This is a genomic window from Arthrobacter sp. 01T428, from assembly GCF_056398685.1.
Map to the genome: position 1 here is coordinate 152048 of NZ_JBFTPW010000001.1, position 16128 is coordinate 168175.

General features: G+C 62.5%; 14 protein-coding genes and 1 tRNA gene. 12 read left to right on the forward strand and 3 right to left on the reverse strand.

The features are described 5' to 3' along the window. The first annotated feature begins 37 nt into the window (after nucleotides 1-37). Both AC1DJB_RS00710 and AC1DJB_RS00715 read left to right on the forward strand, forming a co-directional pair. Nucleotides 38-1393: an ATP-binding protein gene (locus AC1DJB_RS00710; protein WP_306958984.1), complete on the forward strand. Its 1356-nt coding sequence runs from the start codon at nucleotides 38-40 to the stop codon at nucleotides 1391-1393. Further along, nucleotides 1390-2061 (forward strand): LuxR C-terminal-related transcriptional regulator, encoded by a 672-nt coding sequence (locus AC1DJB_RS00715; RefSeq protein ID WP_059387347.1) that lies wholly within the window; start codon nucleotides 1390-1392, stop codon nucleotides 2059-2061. Before AC1DJB_RS00710 ends, AC1DJB_RS00715 begins: the two co-directional genes overlap by 4 nt. Before the next feature lie 147 nt (nucleotides 2062-2208). Here AC1DJB_RS00715 and AC1DJB_RS00720 read toward each other — a convergent pair whose 3' ends face one another. Then, entirely contained in the window at nucleotides 2209-3438 is a 1230-nt protein-coding gene (locus AC1DJB_RS00720; RefSeq protein ID WP_307052486.1) for a pyridoxal phosphate-dependent aminotransferase, read from the reverse strand. Between the two features lie 336 nt (nucleotides 3439-3774). Between AC1DJB_RS00720 and AC1DJB_RS00725 the strand changes: the two genes are divergently transcribed. The 9 genes from AC1DJB_RS00725 to rplL all read left to right on the forward strand — a co-directional run bounded on the left by AC1DJB_RS00725 (nucleotide 3775) and on the right by rplL (nucleotide 10277). Then, a tRNA-Trp gene (locus AC1DJB_RS00725) sits at nucleotides 3775-3847 on the forward strand. A gap of 81 nt (nucleotides 3848-3928) precedes the next feature. Beyond that, on the forward strand, nucleotides 3929-4210 hold the full coding sequence (gene secE, locus AC1DJB_RS00730; protein ID WP_059387348.1) for a preprotein translocase subunit SecE: 282 nt from the start codon (nucleotides 3929-3931) through the stop codon (nucleotides 4208-4210). A gap of 114 nt (nucleotides 4211-4324) precedes the next feature. Beyond that, on the forward strand, nucleotides 4325-5167 hold the full coding sequence (nusG, locus tag AC1DJB_RS00735; RefSeq protein ID WP_441432582.1) for a transcription termination/antitermination protein NusG: 843 nt from the start codon (nucleotides 4325-4327) through the stop codon (nucleotides 5165-5167). A gap of 129 nt (nucleotides 5168-5296) precedes the next feature. Continuing rightward, complete coding sequence (gene rplK / locus AC1DJB_RS00740; RefSeq protein WP_018773647.1) at nucleotides 5297-5728, forward strand: 50S ribosomal protein L11; 432 nt, start codon at nucleotides 5297-5299, stop codon at nucleotides 5726-5728. A gap of 174 nt (nucleotides 5729-5902) precedes the next feature. Then, nucleotides 5903-6610, forward strand: coding sequence for a 50S ribosomal protein L1 (gene rplA / locus AC1DJB_RS00745; RefSeq protein ID WP_028265118.1), 708 nt, complete (start codon nucleotides 5903-5905; stop codon nucleotides 6608-6610). 112 nt (nucleotides 6611-6722) lie between these two features. Continuing rightward, on the forward strand, nucleotides 6723-7799 hold the full coding sequence (locus AC1DJB_RS00750) for a GNAT family N-acetyltransferase (protein ID WP_476909834.1): 1077 nt from the start codon (nucleotides 6723-6725) through the stop codon (nucleotides 7797-7799). Beyond that, nucleotides 7778-8929: a GNAT family N-acetyltransferase gene (locus tag AC1DJB_RS00755; RefSeq protein ID WP_370872614.1), complete on the forward strand. Its 1152-nt coding sequence runs from the start codon at nucleotides 7778-7780 to the stop codon at nucleotides 8927-8929. Before AC1DJB_RS00750 ends, AC1DJB_RS00755 begins: the two co-directional genes overlap by 22 nt. 301 nt (nucleotides 8930-9230) lie before the next feature. Continuing rightward, complete coding sequence (gene rplJ / locus AC1DJB_RS00760) at nucleotides 9231-9824, forward strand: 50S ribosomal protein L10 (RefSeq protein ID WP_441432580.1); 594 nt, start codon at nucleotides 9231-9233, stop codon at nucleotides 9822-9824. A 75-nt stretch (nucleotides 9825-9899) separates the two neighbouring features. Next, nucleotides 9900-10277, forward strand: coding sequence for a 50S ribosomal protein L7/L12 (rplL, locus tag AC1DJB_RS00765; RefSeq protein WP_059387353.1), 378 nt, complete (start codon nucleotides 9900-9902; stop codon nucleotides 10275-10277). 131 nt (nucleotides 10278-10408) lie between these two features. Here the strand turns inward: rplL and AC1DJB_RS00770 are convergent, their stop codons facing one another. Both AC1DJB_RS00770 and AC1DJB_RS00775 read right to left on the reverse strand, forming a co-directional pair. Further along, entirely contained in the window at nucleotides 10409-10876 is a 468-nt protein-coding gene (locus AC1DJB_RS00770) for an aminoacyl-tRNA deacylase (protein ID WP_441432579.1), read from the reverse strand. 51 nt (nucleotides 10877-10927) lie between these two features. After that, the gene (locus AC1DJB_RS00775; RefSeq protein ID WP_306958978.1) at nucleotides 10928-12139 is read right to left on the reverse strand and encodes an acetyl-CoA C-acetyltransferase; all 1212 of its coding nucleotides are present in this window, start codon (nucleotides 12137-12139) and stop codon (nucleotides 10928-10930) included. A gap of 410 nt (nucleotides 12140-12549) precedes the next feature. Here AC1DJB_RS00775 and rpoB point away from each other — a divergent pair, with 410 nt between their 5' ends. Further along, entirely contained in the window at nucleotides 12550-16056 is a 3507-nt protein-coding gene (gene rpoB, locus AC1DJB_RS00780) for a DNA-directed RNA polymerase subunit beta (RefSeq protein ID WP_441432578.1), read from the forward strand. The last annotated feature ends 72 nt before the right edge of the window (nucleotides 16057-16128 follow it).

Consider the following 16128-nt stretch of genomic DNA (forward strand, 5'->3'; position numbering starts at 1 on the left):
GAGCGCCGAAGACCCTGATACGTGTTTGGATGGATTCATGACAACCGCCACGCAACGCCCGCCGCTGGTCCGGAGCAGCGACCGGATCATTGCCGGCGTGTGCAGCGGCCTGGCGGACCATCTTGGCTGGCCCGTGAAGTACATCCGGCTCGCCATGGTCCTTGCCTCCTTCGCCGGCGGCGCGGGCCTGGCTTTCTACGCCTGGCTCTGGGTCATGGTGCCCACCGCTGACGAAAGCGCCCGCCGAAACAGCCGCCGGCCGGCGTCGCCCATTGCTCCCGCGGTGAGCCTGCCTCCTTCGGTGAGCATTCCTCCCGACGTTGCAGCGCCCGACGGCGCGCAGCCGGTGCCGCTGTCCACCCCGGCTCCCGTCGTCGCCTCCTGGTTCAGGATTCGGCGGATCCAGTATGGGAAAGAGATCCTCCTCGGGGCCGGCCTGCTCCTGGTCGCCGCCATCCTGATCGCCCGGCAGTTCGGCGTCGAGGTCCCCCTCGGCACGCTGATCCCGGCGGCGGCCATACTCGGTGGGGCGGCGATCGCGTGGATGCAGTTGGACGAGACGCGCCGGGCCGGGCTGGTGGACAAGACGAAGGCGGACCAAGCCGGTGGCTGGGTCCGCCTTGCTGCAGGCCTGGCCCTGGTGGTTGCCGGGGTGTTGGTCATGGTGTCCGGTTCCGGCTCGTGGGAGCAGACCTGGCTTGCGCTGCTGGCTTCCATCGCGGTGCTGGGCGGCGTGGCCTTGGTGCTGCTGCCGTGGGGCTTGAAGTTCTGGAAGGACCTTGAAACTGAGCGGGCAGCGCGGGTTCGCGAGACCGAGCGGGCCGAGATTGCCGCCCACTTGCACGACTCGGTACTGCAGACGCTCGCCTTGATCCAACGCCGTGCCGGTTCGGAACAGGACGTGGTCCGCCTCGCCCGTGCCCAGGAGCGTGAACTGCGCACCTGGCTATACCGGGACGCCGCCAAGGATTCGGGGCTCCTCGCGGAGCGGATTGCCGCAGCCGCAGCCGAAGTGGAGGACGCCCACGGACATCCGGTCGACGTCGTCAGCGTCGGAGACACCGCCATGACGGACAGGCACGAAGCCCTCGTCCTGGCGGCCCGGGAGGCCATGCACAATGCTGCCCGGCATGGCGGCGGAGCCGTGTCCGTCTATCTCGAGACTTCCGACACCGGCAGCGAGGTTTTCGTCAGGGACCGCGGACCCGGCTTTGACCCGGATGCCGTCCCGGAAGACCGGCTCGGTGTCAAGGAGTCAATCGTCGGACGGATGAAACGCCACGGCGGCACTGCGGTCATCAGCAGTAGTTCCGAGGGCACCGAAGTACGCCTGAAACTGCCCGTCGAGAACGCCGACAAAGCAGAGAACCGAAACGGAGAAGCCAAAGTATGAACGCCCTATCAGAGCAAGTAACGCGGAAGGTTCGCGTGGTGATCGTGGACGATCACGCCATTTTCCGGTCCGGGCTGAAGGCCGACCTCGATTCGCGGATCGACGTCGTGGGCGAGGCCGGAACAGTGGAACAAGCCATCGCCGTGATTGCCGAGGTTCAGCCGGAGGTGGTGCTTCTTGACGTCCACTTGCCCGGCGGCCTTGGCGGTGGCGGCCGGGAGGTCATCAGTGCATCCTCGGCGTTGCGCGGGAGCACGAGCTTCCTGGCCTTGAGCGTCTCGGATGCCGCCGAGGACGTCGTGGCCGTCATTCGGGCCGGGGCACGCGGCTACGTCACCAAGACCATTTCCGGCCCGGAGATCTCCGACGCCGTGGTCCGCGTGGCCGACGGTGACGCGGTCTTCTCGCCGAGGCTGGCGGGTTTTGTCCTGGACGCGTTTGGAACTTCCCCGGCCGAGATCGCCGACGACGAGCTGGACCGTCTTTCCGCGAGGGAACTGGAAGTCATGCGTCTCATCGCCCGGGGTTACAGCTACAAGGAGGTGGCCAAGGAGCTGTTCATTTCCATCAAGACCGTGGAAACCCATGTCTCTGCGGTACTCCGCAAACTCCAGCTCTCCAGCCGCCACGAACTGACCAAGTGGGCCGCCGAACGCCGCCTCCTCTGACGCCCGCTCACCTATGGCGGGTTAAACCCCAACGCCCGCTCACCTGTGGTGGGTTAAACCCAAACGCCCGCTCACCTATGGCGGGTTAAACCCAAACGCCCGCTCACCTCTATCCCAAGGTGAGCGGGCGTTTGCGCGGGGGAAAGGCTACTTGGCCTGGCCGAGGAATTCCTGGAGGCGTCGAACGCCTTCGGCGAGGTCGTCGTCGCCCAAGGCGTACGAGAGGCGCACGAAACCGGAGGGGCCAAAGGCCTCGCCCGGAACAATCGCGACCTCAACCTCGTCGAGGATCAGTGAGGCAAGCTCCGCGGACGTTGACGGACGGACGGGACCGTTCGAGGTCGGGAATTCCTTGCCCAGCAGCCCGCGGACGTCGGCGTACACGTAGAAGGCGCCGGTCGGCGTCGGGCATTCCACACCGTCGATCGCGTTCAGTCCGGCAACGATCGCCTTGCGGCGGCGGTCGAAGGCGACCTTCATTTCGTCGACGGCGGTCAGCGGGCCGGACACCGCAGCGAGGGCAGCGATCTGCATGATGTTCGAAACGTTCGACGTCGCGTGCGACTGAAGGTTGGTGGCGGCCTTGATGACGTCGGCCGGGCCGATCATCCATCCGACACGCCATCCGGTCATGGCATAGGTCTTGGCGACACCGTTGAGGATGACCACCTTGTCGCCGAGTTCGGGAGCGGCAGTGGCGATCGAGGTGAAGGGGACGCCGTCGTAAGTCAGGTGTTCGTAGATCTCGTCGGTGACAACCCAGAGGCCCTTGGCCGCGGCCCATTTTCCGATTTCGGCCACTTGTTCGGCGCTGTAGACGGCGCCGGTCGGGTTGGACGGGGAAACGAAAAGCAGGATCTTCGTCCTGTCGGTGACCGCGGCTTCGAGCTGCTCCACGGTGACCAGGTAACCCTGCTCGGGTCCGGCGAAGACCTCGACGGGAACGCCACCGGCCAAGCGGATTGCCTCCGGGTAAGTGGTCCAGAAAGGCGTGGGGATGATGACTTCGTCGCCCGGATCAACCAGGGTGGCGAAGGTGTTGTAGACAGCCTGCTTACCGCCATTGGTAACCATCACCTGGGAAGCATCGACTTTGTAGCCCGAGTCGCGGAAGGTCTTGTCCGCGATGGCCTGCTTCAGCTCCGGCAAGCCGGCAGCGGGGGAGTAGCGGTGGTACTTCGGCTGCGAGGCGGCCTCGACGGCGGCCTTGACGATGTAGTCGGGGGTCGGGAAGTCGGGCTCCCCGGCGCCAAAGCCGATCACGGGGCGACCCGCTGCCTTGAGCGCCTTGGCCTTGGCGTCAACGGCAAGTGTGGCGGACTCGGCGATGGCGGAAATTCGCTGTGAAATGCGGGCGGCAGGTATTCCGGCAGACATTAAAGCACCGTTCTTCGCGGGCAGCTCATGAGCTGGATGGTGGGATTCGACGGAATCTACTTTATGCTGTTCTGCGGAGCTATCGGGCTAACCTCTCGAAAGTGACAGTGCATGCTGATCAAACGAGCGCTGATCACACGAGGCTGATCGCGTGAGCGGGAAGGCCTGAACGCTCCGGAAATGGCCCGGTTCGACTATCGCGACGTTGTTGCGTAGACTGGTTCACCGGTGTTGAAAAACATCACAATGGTTCGCGCCCCAGATTGGCCCGGAATCCCGTGTTCTTGGAGATTCCTTGGCAATGATGGAGTGCGGCCAAATATGGATTCGTTCCATAGGGTAGTGGCGCAATTGGTAGCGCAGCGGTCTCCAAAACCGCAGGTTGCAGGTTCGAGTCCTGTCTGCCCTGCGCAAGCTGTTCCGGGTTTCGCTCGGAACAAGCGCAGCAACCATGACTCTGATCAGAGTCGGGTCAACGACGTTTGCATAGATGAGTGAGGATCAGGTGACCGAAACAGCTGCGAGCAGCTCGAAGGGCCGCCCTGCCAAGAAGTCCGATTCCGGACTCTTCGCTCGAATTGCTCTTTTTGTCCGCCAGGTAATTGGCGAGCTCAAAAAGGTAGTTGCCCCCACCCGCAAGGAACTGGTCAATTACACAGTCGTGGTGCTGGTGTTCGTGGCCATCATGATGTTGGTCGTCACCATCCTGGACCTGGCTTTCGGTACGGGAATCAAATGGGTTTTCGGCGCTACCGGCACCACGAACCACTAAGCGGATCGCTCCGCAAACCGCGTGAAATCCCCGGAAAATCAAGGGATTTCACAGGGTTTGCGGAATTGAGCCATTTAAATAGGCATGTTAGGCAATGAGGAAGCAGGAGACCAAGTGTCTGAGCAGGAGCTCGAGGTAACTGAGACTGAGCTGGATGGGCCCGCTGAAAGCACGGCCCACGCCACGGCTGACGCCGTGGAAGGATCCGAGGTCGATTCTGCTGCGCCCGAAACTGCCGACGTCGACGACGCCGACCAGGATGAGTCCGATGACGCCGATGCGTCCGACGACGCCGATGTGTCCGACGACGAGTCCGGCGCCGACGCCCTGGCCGCCGCTGCAGCCGTAGCGCCCGCCGACCCCGCCGAGGAGTTCAAGGCCAAGCTTCGCCGCCAGGAGGGTGACTGGTACGTCATCCACTCCTACGCAGGCTACGAAAACCGCGTCAAGGCCAACCTTGAGACCCGCATCCAGACCTTGGACATGGAAGATTACATCTTCGAGATCCAGGTGCCCATGGAGGAAGTCGTTGAGATCAAGAACGCCCAGCGCAAGATCATCAACCGCGTTCGCATTCCGGGCTACGTCCTCGTCCGTATGGACCTGACCGACGCATCCTGGGGCGCCGTCCGCCATACCCCGGGTGTCACGGGCTTCGTGGGCAACGCACACAACCCGGTCCCGCTTCGCCTCGATGAGGTCTTCTCCATGCTGGCCCCGGTCTTCGAAGAGCAGCAGGCCGAAAAGGGCAAGCCGGTCAACAAACAGCACCAGACGCCCGTCGACATCGACTTCGAGGTCGGAGAGTCCGTCATCGTCAAGGAAGGTCCGTTCGAGACCCTTCCCGCCACGATCTCCGAGATCAAGATGGATTCCCAGACGCTTGTGGTGCTGGTGTCGATCTTCGAGCGCGAAACCCCGGTTACGCTCGCATTCAACCAGGTCACCAAGATCTAGTTGATCCAAGAATTTCGCCCCGCGGTTGCCCGCTTAGCAGCCACGGAGCGGTCGGTCGCCTTGCCATGGCGGCCACAAACCTGAGGCACGCTCCTGTGTCCTAGGAAGTTATTGAGAGAAGGACCTACATTGGCTCCCAAGAAGAAGGTCACCGGCCTCATCAAGCTGCAGATCCAGGCAGGTGCCGCCAACCCGGCCCCGCCGATCGGTCCTGCGCTTGGCCAGCACGGTGTCAACATCATGGAATTCTGCAAGGCGTACAACGCTGCAACAGAAGCCCAGCGCGGAAACGTTATCCCGGTTGAAATCACGGTCTACGAAGACCGCTCGTTCACCTTCATCACCAAGACCCCGCCGGCTGCAGAGCTCATCAAGAAGGCTGCAGGCGTCGCGAAGGGTTCGGCCACGCCGCACACCGTCAAGGTTGCCAAGCTGACCCAGGCACAGGTTAACGAGATCGCCACCACCAAGATGGAAGACCTCAACGCCACCAGCCTTGAGGGCGCTGCCAAGATCATCGCCGGCACCGCACGCTCCATGGGCATCACCGTCGAGGGTTAATTCCCCTCACAGCTTCATGGCGTCTGTTTTGGGAAACTGACGACGCCGGGTAGCACCGCCGGGAAACCGGCACCATTGAAATATTGAGAATGTTGGAGATCCACGCCGGATGTCCAACTGTGGCAGGGCCCAGCGCGGTCCGCAGACCACAACTGCACAAGGAGAATAAGCAGCATGGCAAAGCGCAGCAAAGCATATGAGGCAGCCGCAGCCAAGATCGAGGCAGACAAGTTCTACGCCCCGTTCGAGGCCATCAAGCTCGCCAAGGACACCAACCCGTCCAAGTTCGACGCCACCGTTGAGGTCGCTTTCCGTTTGGGCGTTGACCCGCGTAAGGCCGACCAGATGGTCCGCGGTACCGTCAACCTGCCGCACGGCACGGGTAAGACTGCCCGCGTCTTGGTGTTCGCAACGGGCGACAAGGCTGAAGCAGCAATCGCTGCAGGCGCCGACTTCGTTGGTTCCGATGACCTGATCGAAAAGATCGCAGCCGGCTGGACCGACTTCGACGCCGCAGTGGCAACCCCTGACCTCATGGGCAAGGTTGGCCGTCTCGGTAAGGTCCTCGGCCCGCGTAACCTCATGCCGAACCCGAAGACCGGTACCGTGACCGCTGACGTCACCAAGGCTGTCAACGACATCAAGGGCGGCAAGATCGACTTCCGCGTCGACAAGCACTCGAACCTGCACTTCATCATCGGCAAGGTTTCCTTCGACGAACTGAAGCTGGCCGAGAACTACGCAGCCGCTCTGGAAGAGGTGCTTCGCCTGAAGCCGTCCGCTTCCAAGGGCCGCTACATCCAGAAGGCTACGGTCGCCACCACGTTCGGTCCGGGCATCTCCGTTGACCCGAACGTCACCAAGGTTCTCACCGAGGCGTAAGCCGCCGGGAGCATCGACTCTGAAAGGACCGTCCGGCATTAGCCGGGCGGTCCTTTCGTTGTAGGCGAACCGTCACCTATCGCGGCCGGCGACCGCTGATTAGGCTGAGGGCATGACAGGCCAGGTTCCGGATTTCAGCATCCACGAGCTCCATCTGCCGGAGTCCCTGGATGGTCCGGACGGCAAGGTTTTCCGGGAGCTCTCATCCGTGATGGACGCCATGGTGCTGGAAACCTGGGGAAACCTGGAACGGGCGTCCTCGGCCCAGGCCCGGCTCGCCGGATGGCGCGATACCCCATACGCGGTATCGAGGCACGTCTTCGCCCGAGTGGACGGAAGGATCGTTGGCCACGCGTCCTGCGAAGTTCCGCTCAAGGACAACATCCAAACCGCGTGGCTCGAGGTAGATGTGCTGGAGGGGTACCGCCGGTACGGAATCGGAACCGCGTTGCTTCGCACCGTAGAAGGCATCGCGAAGGCCCAGGGGAGGCACGTCCTGCAGGCGCACACCGAACACCCCATCGGCCTCGCAGGAGCAGAGGGAGTACCCGGGGGAGTACCCGACGTTGCTCCGGGAGCAGCCTTCTGCCTCAAGAACGGTTACACCTTGGAACAGACCAGCAGATTCAGCACGTTGGACATGGACCACAACGCGGAATGGGCAAGGCTGGAGTTTGCGGCGCACTCCAAAGCAGACGCCGGTTACGGGGTCCTTGCCTGGACGAACCGTTGCCCCGCCGAATACGTGGACCGCATGGCCGGGCTGATGGGCCGGATGAGCACGGATACTCCGGCGGGAGGCCTTGAGATCGAGGCAGAGGACTGGGACGCTGCCCGCGTCAGGCAACTCGAAGACACCATGCTTGCCGAGGGCCAGACTGCCCTCGTGGCCGCCGCACAAGACCGGAGGACGGGGGAGCTCGTTGCGTACACCGTGATCTATCTTGATCCCGCGAAGCCCGGGGTGGCCGAGCAGGACGATACTTTGGTGGCACCGCCGCATCGGGGCCATGGGCTGGGAATGCTCGTCAAACTGGCCAATCTGCGCAGGCTGCAGACGGAATATCCGGCCGTAGGGCGCGTCATGACTTTTAACGCCGAGGAAAACGAACATATGCTGTCCATCAACGTACAGCTCGGCTTCAAACCGGCCGGATACGACGGCGAATGGCAAAAGAGGATCAAATGACGAGCACGGTGGAGATCGGCCAACTCTGGATCCCGGATTCCCTTGACGCCGATGACGCAAAGGATTTCCTGGCCGCCGTCGAAGTCAGCCGCAGGGTCCGCATGCAGATCTGGGGCACGGACGATCTCGCGTACACGCCGTTGGAAAAACTGCTCGAACTCGGCGACCCTTACGAACGCCAGGTCATTCTCGTGGCCCGCGTCGACGGCCGCATTGTCGGTACGGTAGACATCGCGCTTCCCCTTGCCGACAACATGGACCTGGCCGAGTTCACCCTCGACATCCTTCCCGAATTCCAGCGCAGGGGCGTCGGAAGGCAGCTCCTGGAAGCTGCCGAGCACTTCGCCAGAAGCGAGGGCCGGACCATGATCATGGTGGACACGAACCATCCTGCCGAGTCCCTCCGGGGTGGTGCCGAAGGTCAACTCGTGCCTGGCAGCGGCCTGGGCTTCGTTCCCTTGGCCAGCCGCGAGGTCGATTTTGCCCGGCGTACCGGTTACACCCTGCAGCACATCGAACAGTTCAGTTCCTGCGCGCTCCCGCTGGATTCAAAGCTCGTAGCCGAGCTTGAGGCCGAAGCCGAAGACGCGAACGCCGGCCGTTACCAGGTCCACCACTGGACCGATCGGTGCCCCCAACAGTGGCTCGAAGCTGTGGCCGCCCTGGAGAACGCAGCCGGCGAGGTGGTGTCGGAAGGCAACGAGGCCCCGGAAGCCGAACAGCAGCAATTAGTGTTCGACGCCGGTGTGTTGCGGCAGGCGGAGGACGCCGCCGTCGCGCAGGGACGCCGAACGGTGGTCACCGCCGTCGAACACGTCGCCAGCGGGCGGATCGTCGGACTCACCACGATCGGGGTCCTGGCGCAACGCCAGGATGTCGTCTTCCAGGACGACACGATCGTCCTGCAGGAGCACCGCGGGAACAAGCTCGGGCTCCTCATCAAGGTCGCCAACATGCAGCGCCTGAGCGAACAGTTTCCCGACGCCCGCGTGATCTACACCTGGAATGCGCCGGAAAACCGGTACTTGCTGACGGTGAACAAGCAACTGGGATTCACCACGGCCGGGGTCACGGGGTTGTGGCAGAAGGAACTGCCGAACATGGGGCCGAGGGTCACCTCCTCCGAGTAGGCGGCGCGATTTGGCGATGCACTTGCCCGTCCCGTAAGCTTGAACTACCAAAGACCGTCGGTTGATGGGAATCCACTCCTCCGGGCACAGCTCAACTCTGTAGCTGCGTGCGGAAGAACCAAGTGGTTTCCTAGACGAAGGACCCTGACAAAGGGCGGCCGGCGCAGGTGAACGAAGCAAATCTCCATGATCATTGGATCGTGTTGAGCCAAGCCCCGTGCATCTGCGCGGGGCGTTTTTTAGTTGCAGCTCTTTTGAGCGGGGACCCGGAAAACCGGCTTTATTCCCCGGAAGGAGGGTTATGGCAACGCCTAGCAAGATCTCCGCAGTAGCTGAGATCACCAACGATTTCAAGGAATCGAACGCCGCTGTCCTGACCGAATACCGCGGGCTCTCTGTTGCACAGCTCAAGCAGCTGCGTGTTTCTCTCGGCCTGGACACCAAGTTCTCGGTCGTCAAGAACACCCTGACCGCCATTGCAGCCAAGGAAGCTGGTGTCGAAGCATTCGACGGTCAGCTTGCCGGCCCCACTGCGATCGCATTCATCAAGGGTGACGCGGTTGCTGCCGCCAAGAGCCTGACGGACTTTGCCAAGGCCAACAAGCAGCTTGTCATCAAGACCGGCTACTTCGAAGGCAAGGCACTGAACGCAGCAGAGGTTGCCGCACTGGCAGCCCTCGAGTCCCGTGAGCTGCAGCTCGCCAAGGTTGCAGGCATCCTCAAGGCACCTGCTGCCGCGGCTGCACGCATCATTGACGCTCTGCGCCTCAAGCTTGAAGAAGAGGGCGGCGCTGTAGCACCGGCCGCTGACGAAGCACCGGCTGCCGCCGAGGCTGCTGCAGAAGAGGCTGCCGCTCCGGCTGAAGCCGCTGAAGCAGCAACCGAAGAGAACTAAGTTCTCCCCACTCAAACTGCGGTGCAGTAACGGACAACGTCCGTGGCAGCACCACCTATAGGAAGGACGCCAAACATGGCGAAGCTCAGCAACGAAGAGCTCATTGAAGCTTTCAAGGAACTGACCATCATCGAGCTCTCCGAGTTCGTCAAGCTCTTCGAAGAGACCTTCGAAGTTACCGCTGCTGCTGTTGCAGTCGCCGGCCCTGCCGGTGGCGCTGCTGCTGAAGAGGCCGAAGAGAAGACTGAATTCGATGTCGTCCTCGAAGCTGCCGGTGACAAGAAGATCGCAGTGATCAAGGAAGTTCGCGCCATCACCTCCCTCGGCCTCAAGGAAGCCAAGGACCTGGTTGACGGTGCACCGAAGGCTGTTCTCGAAGGCGCCACCAAGGAAGCCGCTGAGAAGGCCAAGGAGCAGCTCGAAGCTGCCGGCGCCACGGTTACTGTCAAGTAACTCGCGTTCGCGTTTTCAGGAAGCCCCGTCCGGATTCGTCCGGGCGGGGCTTTCCTGCATTTAACAGCAACGCGGGGTCACTTACGGCCCATTAGGTGCTGCCGGATGGGCCGTAAGTGACCCCGCGTTGCTCAGATGGGGTCGCTGATGTCGGCTACGATCGCGCCCAAGGCCTCAGTGAGGGAATCGGCCTTCACGAAGGCGCTGAATCCGTGTTCGCCTGCGCCCATTGAGATCCTGCGTCCGGCGATGCTGGCATCCGCATAGACCGGCCAGGGCGTCGAACTTCCCAGCGGCGTGATGGTGCCGCGCTCATAGCCGGTTGCCTCGAAAGCGATATCGGCCGAGGGCATCGACAGCTTGTTGACGCCCAGGAGGGCGCGCAACTTGGGCCAGGAGATCTGCCGGTCACCCGGAACCAGCGCGAACAGGAACGAGCCGTCCCGGTGTTTGACCACAAGGGACTTCACGATGTCCGCCGGTGTGATCCCCATGATGCGGGCAGCTTCCTCAAGACTGCTAGCCGCCGCCCGCTCTACGAGTTGGACGTCGAGTCCGCGTGCGGCCGCGTCAGCCAGGAATCGCTCAGTGCCCCGCATTCATGCTCCATTTCCGCTCACGGCCACTCCGCCGCCGAACTCGCCGAATATCTAGTCGCGGTAGAGAAGCAGTGCTTCACCTTGGCCGCCGCCACCACAGAGCGCAACTGCCGCCTTACCCTTACCGCGGCGCTTCAGCTCGTGGGCCGCGTGGAGGGCCAGCCGCGCTCCTGAGGCACCGATCGGGTGTCCAATCGCGATTGCTCCGCCGTGCACATTGCACTTCTCCAAGGGATAGTCCAGGTCCTTCAAGGACTGTACCGCCACCGAACCGAAGGCTTCATTGATCTCGATGAAGTCCAGGTCGGCCGTTGTCCACCCAGCACGGTCCAGCGCGTGCCGTATGGCGTTGGAAGGCTGCGAATGCAGGCTGTTGTCGGGTCCCGCCACCTGGCCGGGCTTGCCGACGACGGCAAGGTAGTCAAGGCCGTTCTCCTCGGCGAAGCGGCGGCTCGTGAGCACGAGTGCGGAGGCGCCGTCGGACAGGGGAGAGGAGTTGCCTGCGGTGATGGTTCCGTCGGTGGCAAAGGCGCCCTTCAAGGGGGCCAGGGTCTCGAGCGTGGTCTGCGGGCGGACGCCTTCGTCCCTTGTCAGCACCAAGGGTTCTCCCTTGCGCTGCTTGACGCTGATGGGGGTGATCTCGCCGTCGAACACTCCTTGCTCGGCGGCCGCGGCCGCACGCTGGTGCGAAGCGGCGGCCACTTCATCTTGGGACCGGCGGTCGATGCCCAGCGAGAGGTTCTTGATCTCGGTGGACAGGCCCATTGACTGGCCATCAAAGGCGTCGGTGAGCCCGTCGTGGGCAGCGACGTCGAGGGCCTGGATGGCGCCGTAGCTCCAGCCTTGCCGGGAACCGGGCAGCAAGTGCGGAGCGCGGCTCATCGATTCCTGGCCGCCGGCAACCACGACGGCGGCATCGCCACTGCGGATCATTCGCGCTGCATCGATCACGGCGGTCAGTCCGGAGAGGCAGACCTTGTTGATGGTGACGGCGGGGATGTTCCAGCCGATGCCAGCGGCGATGGCGCTTTGCCGGGCCGGATTCTGGCCGGCGCCCGCCTGCAGGACCTGCCCCATGATCACTGCGTCCACTTTGTCCGCGGTGAGCCCGCTCGCCGCAATGGCGCCTGAAATGGCGTGAGCGCCGAGCTCGACGGCGGTGAGCCCGGCCAGTTGCCCGTTCAACCGTCCCTGTGGGGTACGGCTGGCGGAAAGGATGACAACGTCGTTGTTGTTGTCCGTTGTGTCTGAGGGGGTGCCCATTTTCTCTCTTCCGATCAAGGGTGGTGAGCCTAGGTTACCGTGGCGTAGATCACCTCTCCATTCAACAATGGAGCCTGGATCAACATTCCGCCCGCGCCAGCAAGAGGCCGTTGCCGCATAGGTGCCTGCGGCAACGGTGCTTGCATTCAGGCGGGATGTGGGGTAGACAGGTGGGTTGATTTGCCGTATTGTGGATATTTGCGTCTTCCCTGTTAACCTTCAGCCTTCATATAGCGGTGGGCTTTACCTCTCAGCTGCGCCATCGACGTGCCGTTAAGAACGAGCATGGTCTTGGTCAGCCGGGGTCCCGGGTCATATAGCGGAACCGGAAAGGTACACTGCGGATTCAATCTGCAGGGTGCAAGCGGGGGAGATCTGAAAACGCCTGAAGGTCTGTGGAAGGATCCCTCTTGGTCGCCTCGAGCACCTCTAATAACGAAACCGCTAATACGGCAAGCACCGATGGTGCAACTCGCCGGCTCTCATTCGCAAAGATTCACGAACCGCTGGACGTTCCGAATCTGCTCGCACTGCAGACAGACAGCTTTGACTGGCTGGTCGGAAACGAACGCTGGCAGTCGCGGGTAGCGAAGGCTGTCGAGGAAGGCGACCTGAGCGTCGCCACCACCTCCGGACTTGCCGACATCTTCGAAGAGATCTCCCCCATCGAGGACTTCCAGGGCACCATGTCCCTGAGCTTCTCCGAGCCGGAGTTCGCTGATCCGAAGTACACCATGGCCGAATGCAAAGACCGTGACGCCACTTACTCGGCACCGCTGTATGTCAAGGCCGAGTTCATGAACAACAACACGGGTGAAATCAAGCAGCAGACCGTGTTCATGGGCGATTTCCCTCTCATGACCGAGAAGGGAACGTTCGTCGTCAACGGCACCGAGCGTGTCGTCGTCTCCCAGCTGGTCCGTTCGCCGGGCGCCTACTTTGAGCGCACCGCCGACAAGACCAGTGACAAGGACATCTTCACTGCAAAGATCATCCCGTCCCGCGGTGCATGGTTCGAACTCGAAATCGACAAGCGCGACCAGGTCGGCGTACGCCTCGACCGCAAGCGCAAGCAGTCGGTCACCGTTCTGCTGAAGGCCCTCGGCTGGACCGAAGGCCAGATCCTCGAAGAGTTCGGCCAGTACGACTCCATGCGCGCAACGCTGGAGAAGGACGCCACCGAAACCCGCGAAGACGCCCTGCTGGACATCTACCGCAAGCTGCGTCCGGGCGAGCCGCCCACCGTCGAGGCTGCCCAGTCCCTGCTGGACAACCTGTACTTCAACGCCAAGCGCTACGATCTGGCCAAGGTTGGCCGTTACAAGATCAACCGCAAGCTCGGCATCGACCGCTCCCTTGGCGACAAGGAAGCTTCGGTCCTGCACGTTGAAGACATCGTGGCCATGATCAAGTTCCTCGTCGCGCTCCACGCCGGCGAGAAGACCCTCATGGGCAAGCGCGATGGCGAAGACCACGAGCTCCGCGTCGAGATCGATGACATCGACCACTTCGGCAACCGTCGCATCCGCGCCGTCGGCGAACTGATCGAAAACCAGGTCCGCACCGGCCTCTCCCGCATGGAACGCGTCGTCCGCGAACGCATGACCACGCAGGACGTCGAAGCGATCACGCCGCAGACCCTGATCAACATCCGCCCCGTTGTGGCAGCCATCAAGGAGTTCTTCGGAACGTCCCAGCTGTCGCAGTTCATGGACCAGAACAACCCGTTGTCGGGTCTGACCCACAAGCGCCGCCTGTCGGCCCTTGGTCCGGGTGGTCTGTCCCGTGACCGCGCAGGCATGGAAGTCCGAGACGTTCACCCGTCCCACTACGGACGTATGTGCCCCATTGAAACTCCTGAAGGCCCGAACATCGGCCTGATCGGTTCGCTGGCTTCCTACGGCCGCATCAACCCGTTCGGTTTCATCGAGACTCCGTACCGCCTGGTGTCCGAGGGCGTCGTTTCCGATGAGGTCCAGTACCTCACCGCCGACGACGAAGCCGAAGTCCTGATTGCACAGGCCAACGCACCGCTGGATGCCGACAAGAAGTTCGCGGAAGAGACCGTGCTTGTCCGTGCCCGTGGTGGTGGAGGCGAGCCCGTTCTGGTTCCGGCCGGCGAAGTTCAGTTCATGGACGTTTCCCCGCGCCAGATGGTGTCCGTAGCTACCGCCCTGATTCCGTTCCTCGAGCATGACGATGCAAACCGCGCACTCATGGGTGCCAACATGCAGCGCCAGGCTGTGCCGCTGGTCCGTTCCGAGGCCCCGTTCGTGGGTACCGGCATGGAGCGCGCTGCCGCCGTCGACGCCGGTGACGTCGTCATCGCGAAGAAGGCCGGTGTCGTCAACGAAGTTTCCGCTGACCTCGTCACCATGCTTAACAACGACGGCACGGAAACCAGCTACCGCATCAACAAGTTCGCCCGTTCCAACCAGGGCAACTGCTACAACCACCGTGTCCTGGTCAACGAAGGCCAGCGCCTCGAAGTCGGCGGCATCATCGCTGACGGCCCGGCAACGGACCAGGGTGAGCTCGCCCTCGGCAAGAACCTTCTCGTGGCATTCATGTCCTGGGAAGGCCACAACTTCGAGGACGCCATCATCCTGTCGCAGCGCATCGTCGCTGAGGACGTCCTTTCCTCCATCCACATCGAGGAGCACGAGATCGATGCCCGCGACACCAAGCTTGGTGCCGAGGAAATCACCCGTGACATCCCCAACGTGTCCGAGGAAGTCCTCGCAGGACTGGACGAGCGCGGCATCATCCACATTGGTGCCGAGGTTGAAGCCGGCGACATCCTGGTCGGAAAGGTCACCCCGAAGGGTGAAACCGAACTGACTCCGGAAGAGCGCCTCCTCCGCGCGATCTTCGGCGAGAAGTCCCGCGAAGTGCGTGACACCTCCCTGAAGGTTCCCCACGGTGAGTCCGGCACGGTTATCGGCGTGCGCGTCTTCGACCGCGACAACGACGACGAGCTGCCCCCGGGCGTCAACCAGCTGGTCCGCGTCTACGTTGCCGCCAAGCGCAAGATCACCGACGGCGACAAGCTCGCCGGCCGCCACGGTAACAAGGGCGTCATCTCCAAGATCCTGCCGATCGAAGACATGCCGTTCCTTGCCGACGGTACCCCTGTGGACATCGTCCTGAACCCCCTGGGTGTTCCGGGTCGTATGAACGTCGGCCAGGTGCTCGAAACGCACCTTGGATGGGTTGCCAAGACCGGTTGGAAGATCGAAGGCGAGCCGGAGTGGGTCAAGAACCTCCCGAACCTGCCTCGTGAAACCGGCCAGACGACCGTTGCCACCCCGGTGTTCGACGGTGCACGCGAAGAGGAAATCACAGGTCTGCTGGATTCCACCAACGTGACCCGCGACGGCGACCGCCTGATCGACTCCTCCGGCAAGACCCGTCTGTTCGACGGCCGCTCCGGCGAGCCGTTCCCGGACCCGATCTCCGTGGGCTACATGTACATCCTGAAGCTCCACCACCTGGTGGACGACAAGATCCACGCACGCTCCACCGGCCCGTACTCCATGATCACGCAGCAGCCGCTGGGTGGTAAGGCTCAGTTCGGTGGCCAGCGCTTCGGTGAAATGGAAGTGTGGGCGCTCGAAGCATACGGCGCTGCCTACACCCTCCAGGAACTGCTGACGATCAAGTCGGACGATATCCACGGCCGCGTGAAGGTCTACGAAGCCATCGTCAAGGGCGAGAACATCCCCGAGCCTGGCGTTCCGGAATCCTTCAAGGTCTTGATCAAGGAAATGCAGTCGCTGTGCCTGAACGTGGAAGTCCTTTCCACGGATGGTACGACGATCGAAATGCGTGACTCTGATGACGCAGTCTTTACGGCTGCGGAAGAACTGGGCATCGATCTGTCTCGCGCAGAGCCCAGCTCCGTAGAAGAGGTCTAAACAGCCGCTCTGGCTGGCGGTGCAGACCGCCAGCCAAGGCTGCTGCCTCTTTCCGTAAACCCAAGACTTCAG

Coding starts and splice junctions, on each gene's coding strand:
- rplL (WP_059387353.1), top strand. CDS start 9,900: ATGGCGAAGCTCAGCAACGAAGAGCTCATTGAAGCTTTCAAGGAACTG.
- AC1DJB_RS00710 (WP_306958984.1), top strand. CDS start 38: ATGACAACCGCCACGCAACGCCCGCCGCTGGTCCGGAGCAGCGACCGG.
- AC1DJB_RS00715 (WP_059387347.1), top strand. CDS start 1,390: ATGAACGCCCTATCAGAGCAAGTAACGCGGAAGGTTCGCGTGGTGATC.
- AC1DJB_RS00755 (WP_370872614.1), top strand. CDS start 7,778: ATGGCAAAAGAGGATCAAATGACGAGCACGGTGGAGATCGGCCAACTC.
- AC1DJB_RS00720 (WP_307052486.1), bottom strand. CDS start 3,438: ATGTCTGCCGGAATACCTGCCGCCCGCATTTCACAGCGAATTTCCGCC.
- secE (WP_059387348.1), top strand. CDS start 3,929: ATGAGTGAGGATCAGGTGACCGAAACAGCTGCGAGCAGCTCGAAGGGC.
- AC1DJB_RS00775 (WP_306958978.1), bottom strand. CDS start 12,139: ATGGGCACCCCCTCAGACACAACGGACAACAACAACGACGTTGTCATC.
- rplJ (WP_441432580.1), top strand. CDS start 9,231: ATGGCAACGCCTAGCAAGATCTCCGCAGTAGCTGAGATCACCAACGAT.
- AC1DJB_RS00750 (WP_476909834.1), top strand. CDS start 6,723: ATGACAGGCCAGGTTCCGGATTTCAGCATCCACGAGCTCCATCTGCCG.
- AC1DJB_RS00770 (WP_441432579.1), bottom strand. CDS start 10,876: ATGCGGGGCACTGAGCGATTCCTGGCTGACGCGGCCGCACGCGGACTC.
- rplA (WP_028265118.1), top strand. CDS start 5,903: ATGGCAAAGCGCAGCAAAGCATATGAGGCAGCCGCAGCCAAGATCGAG.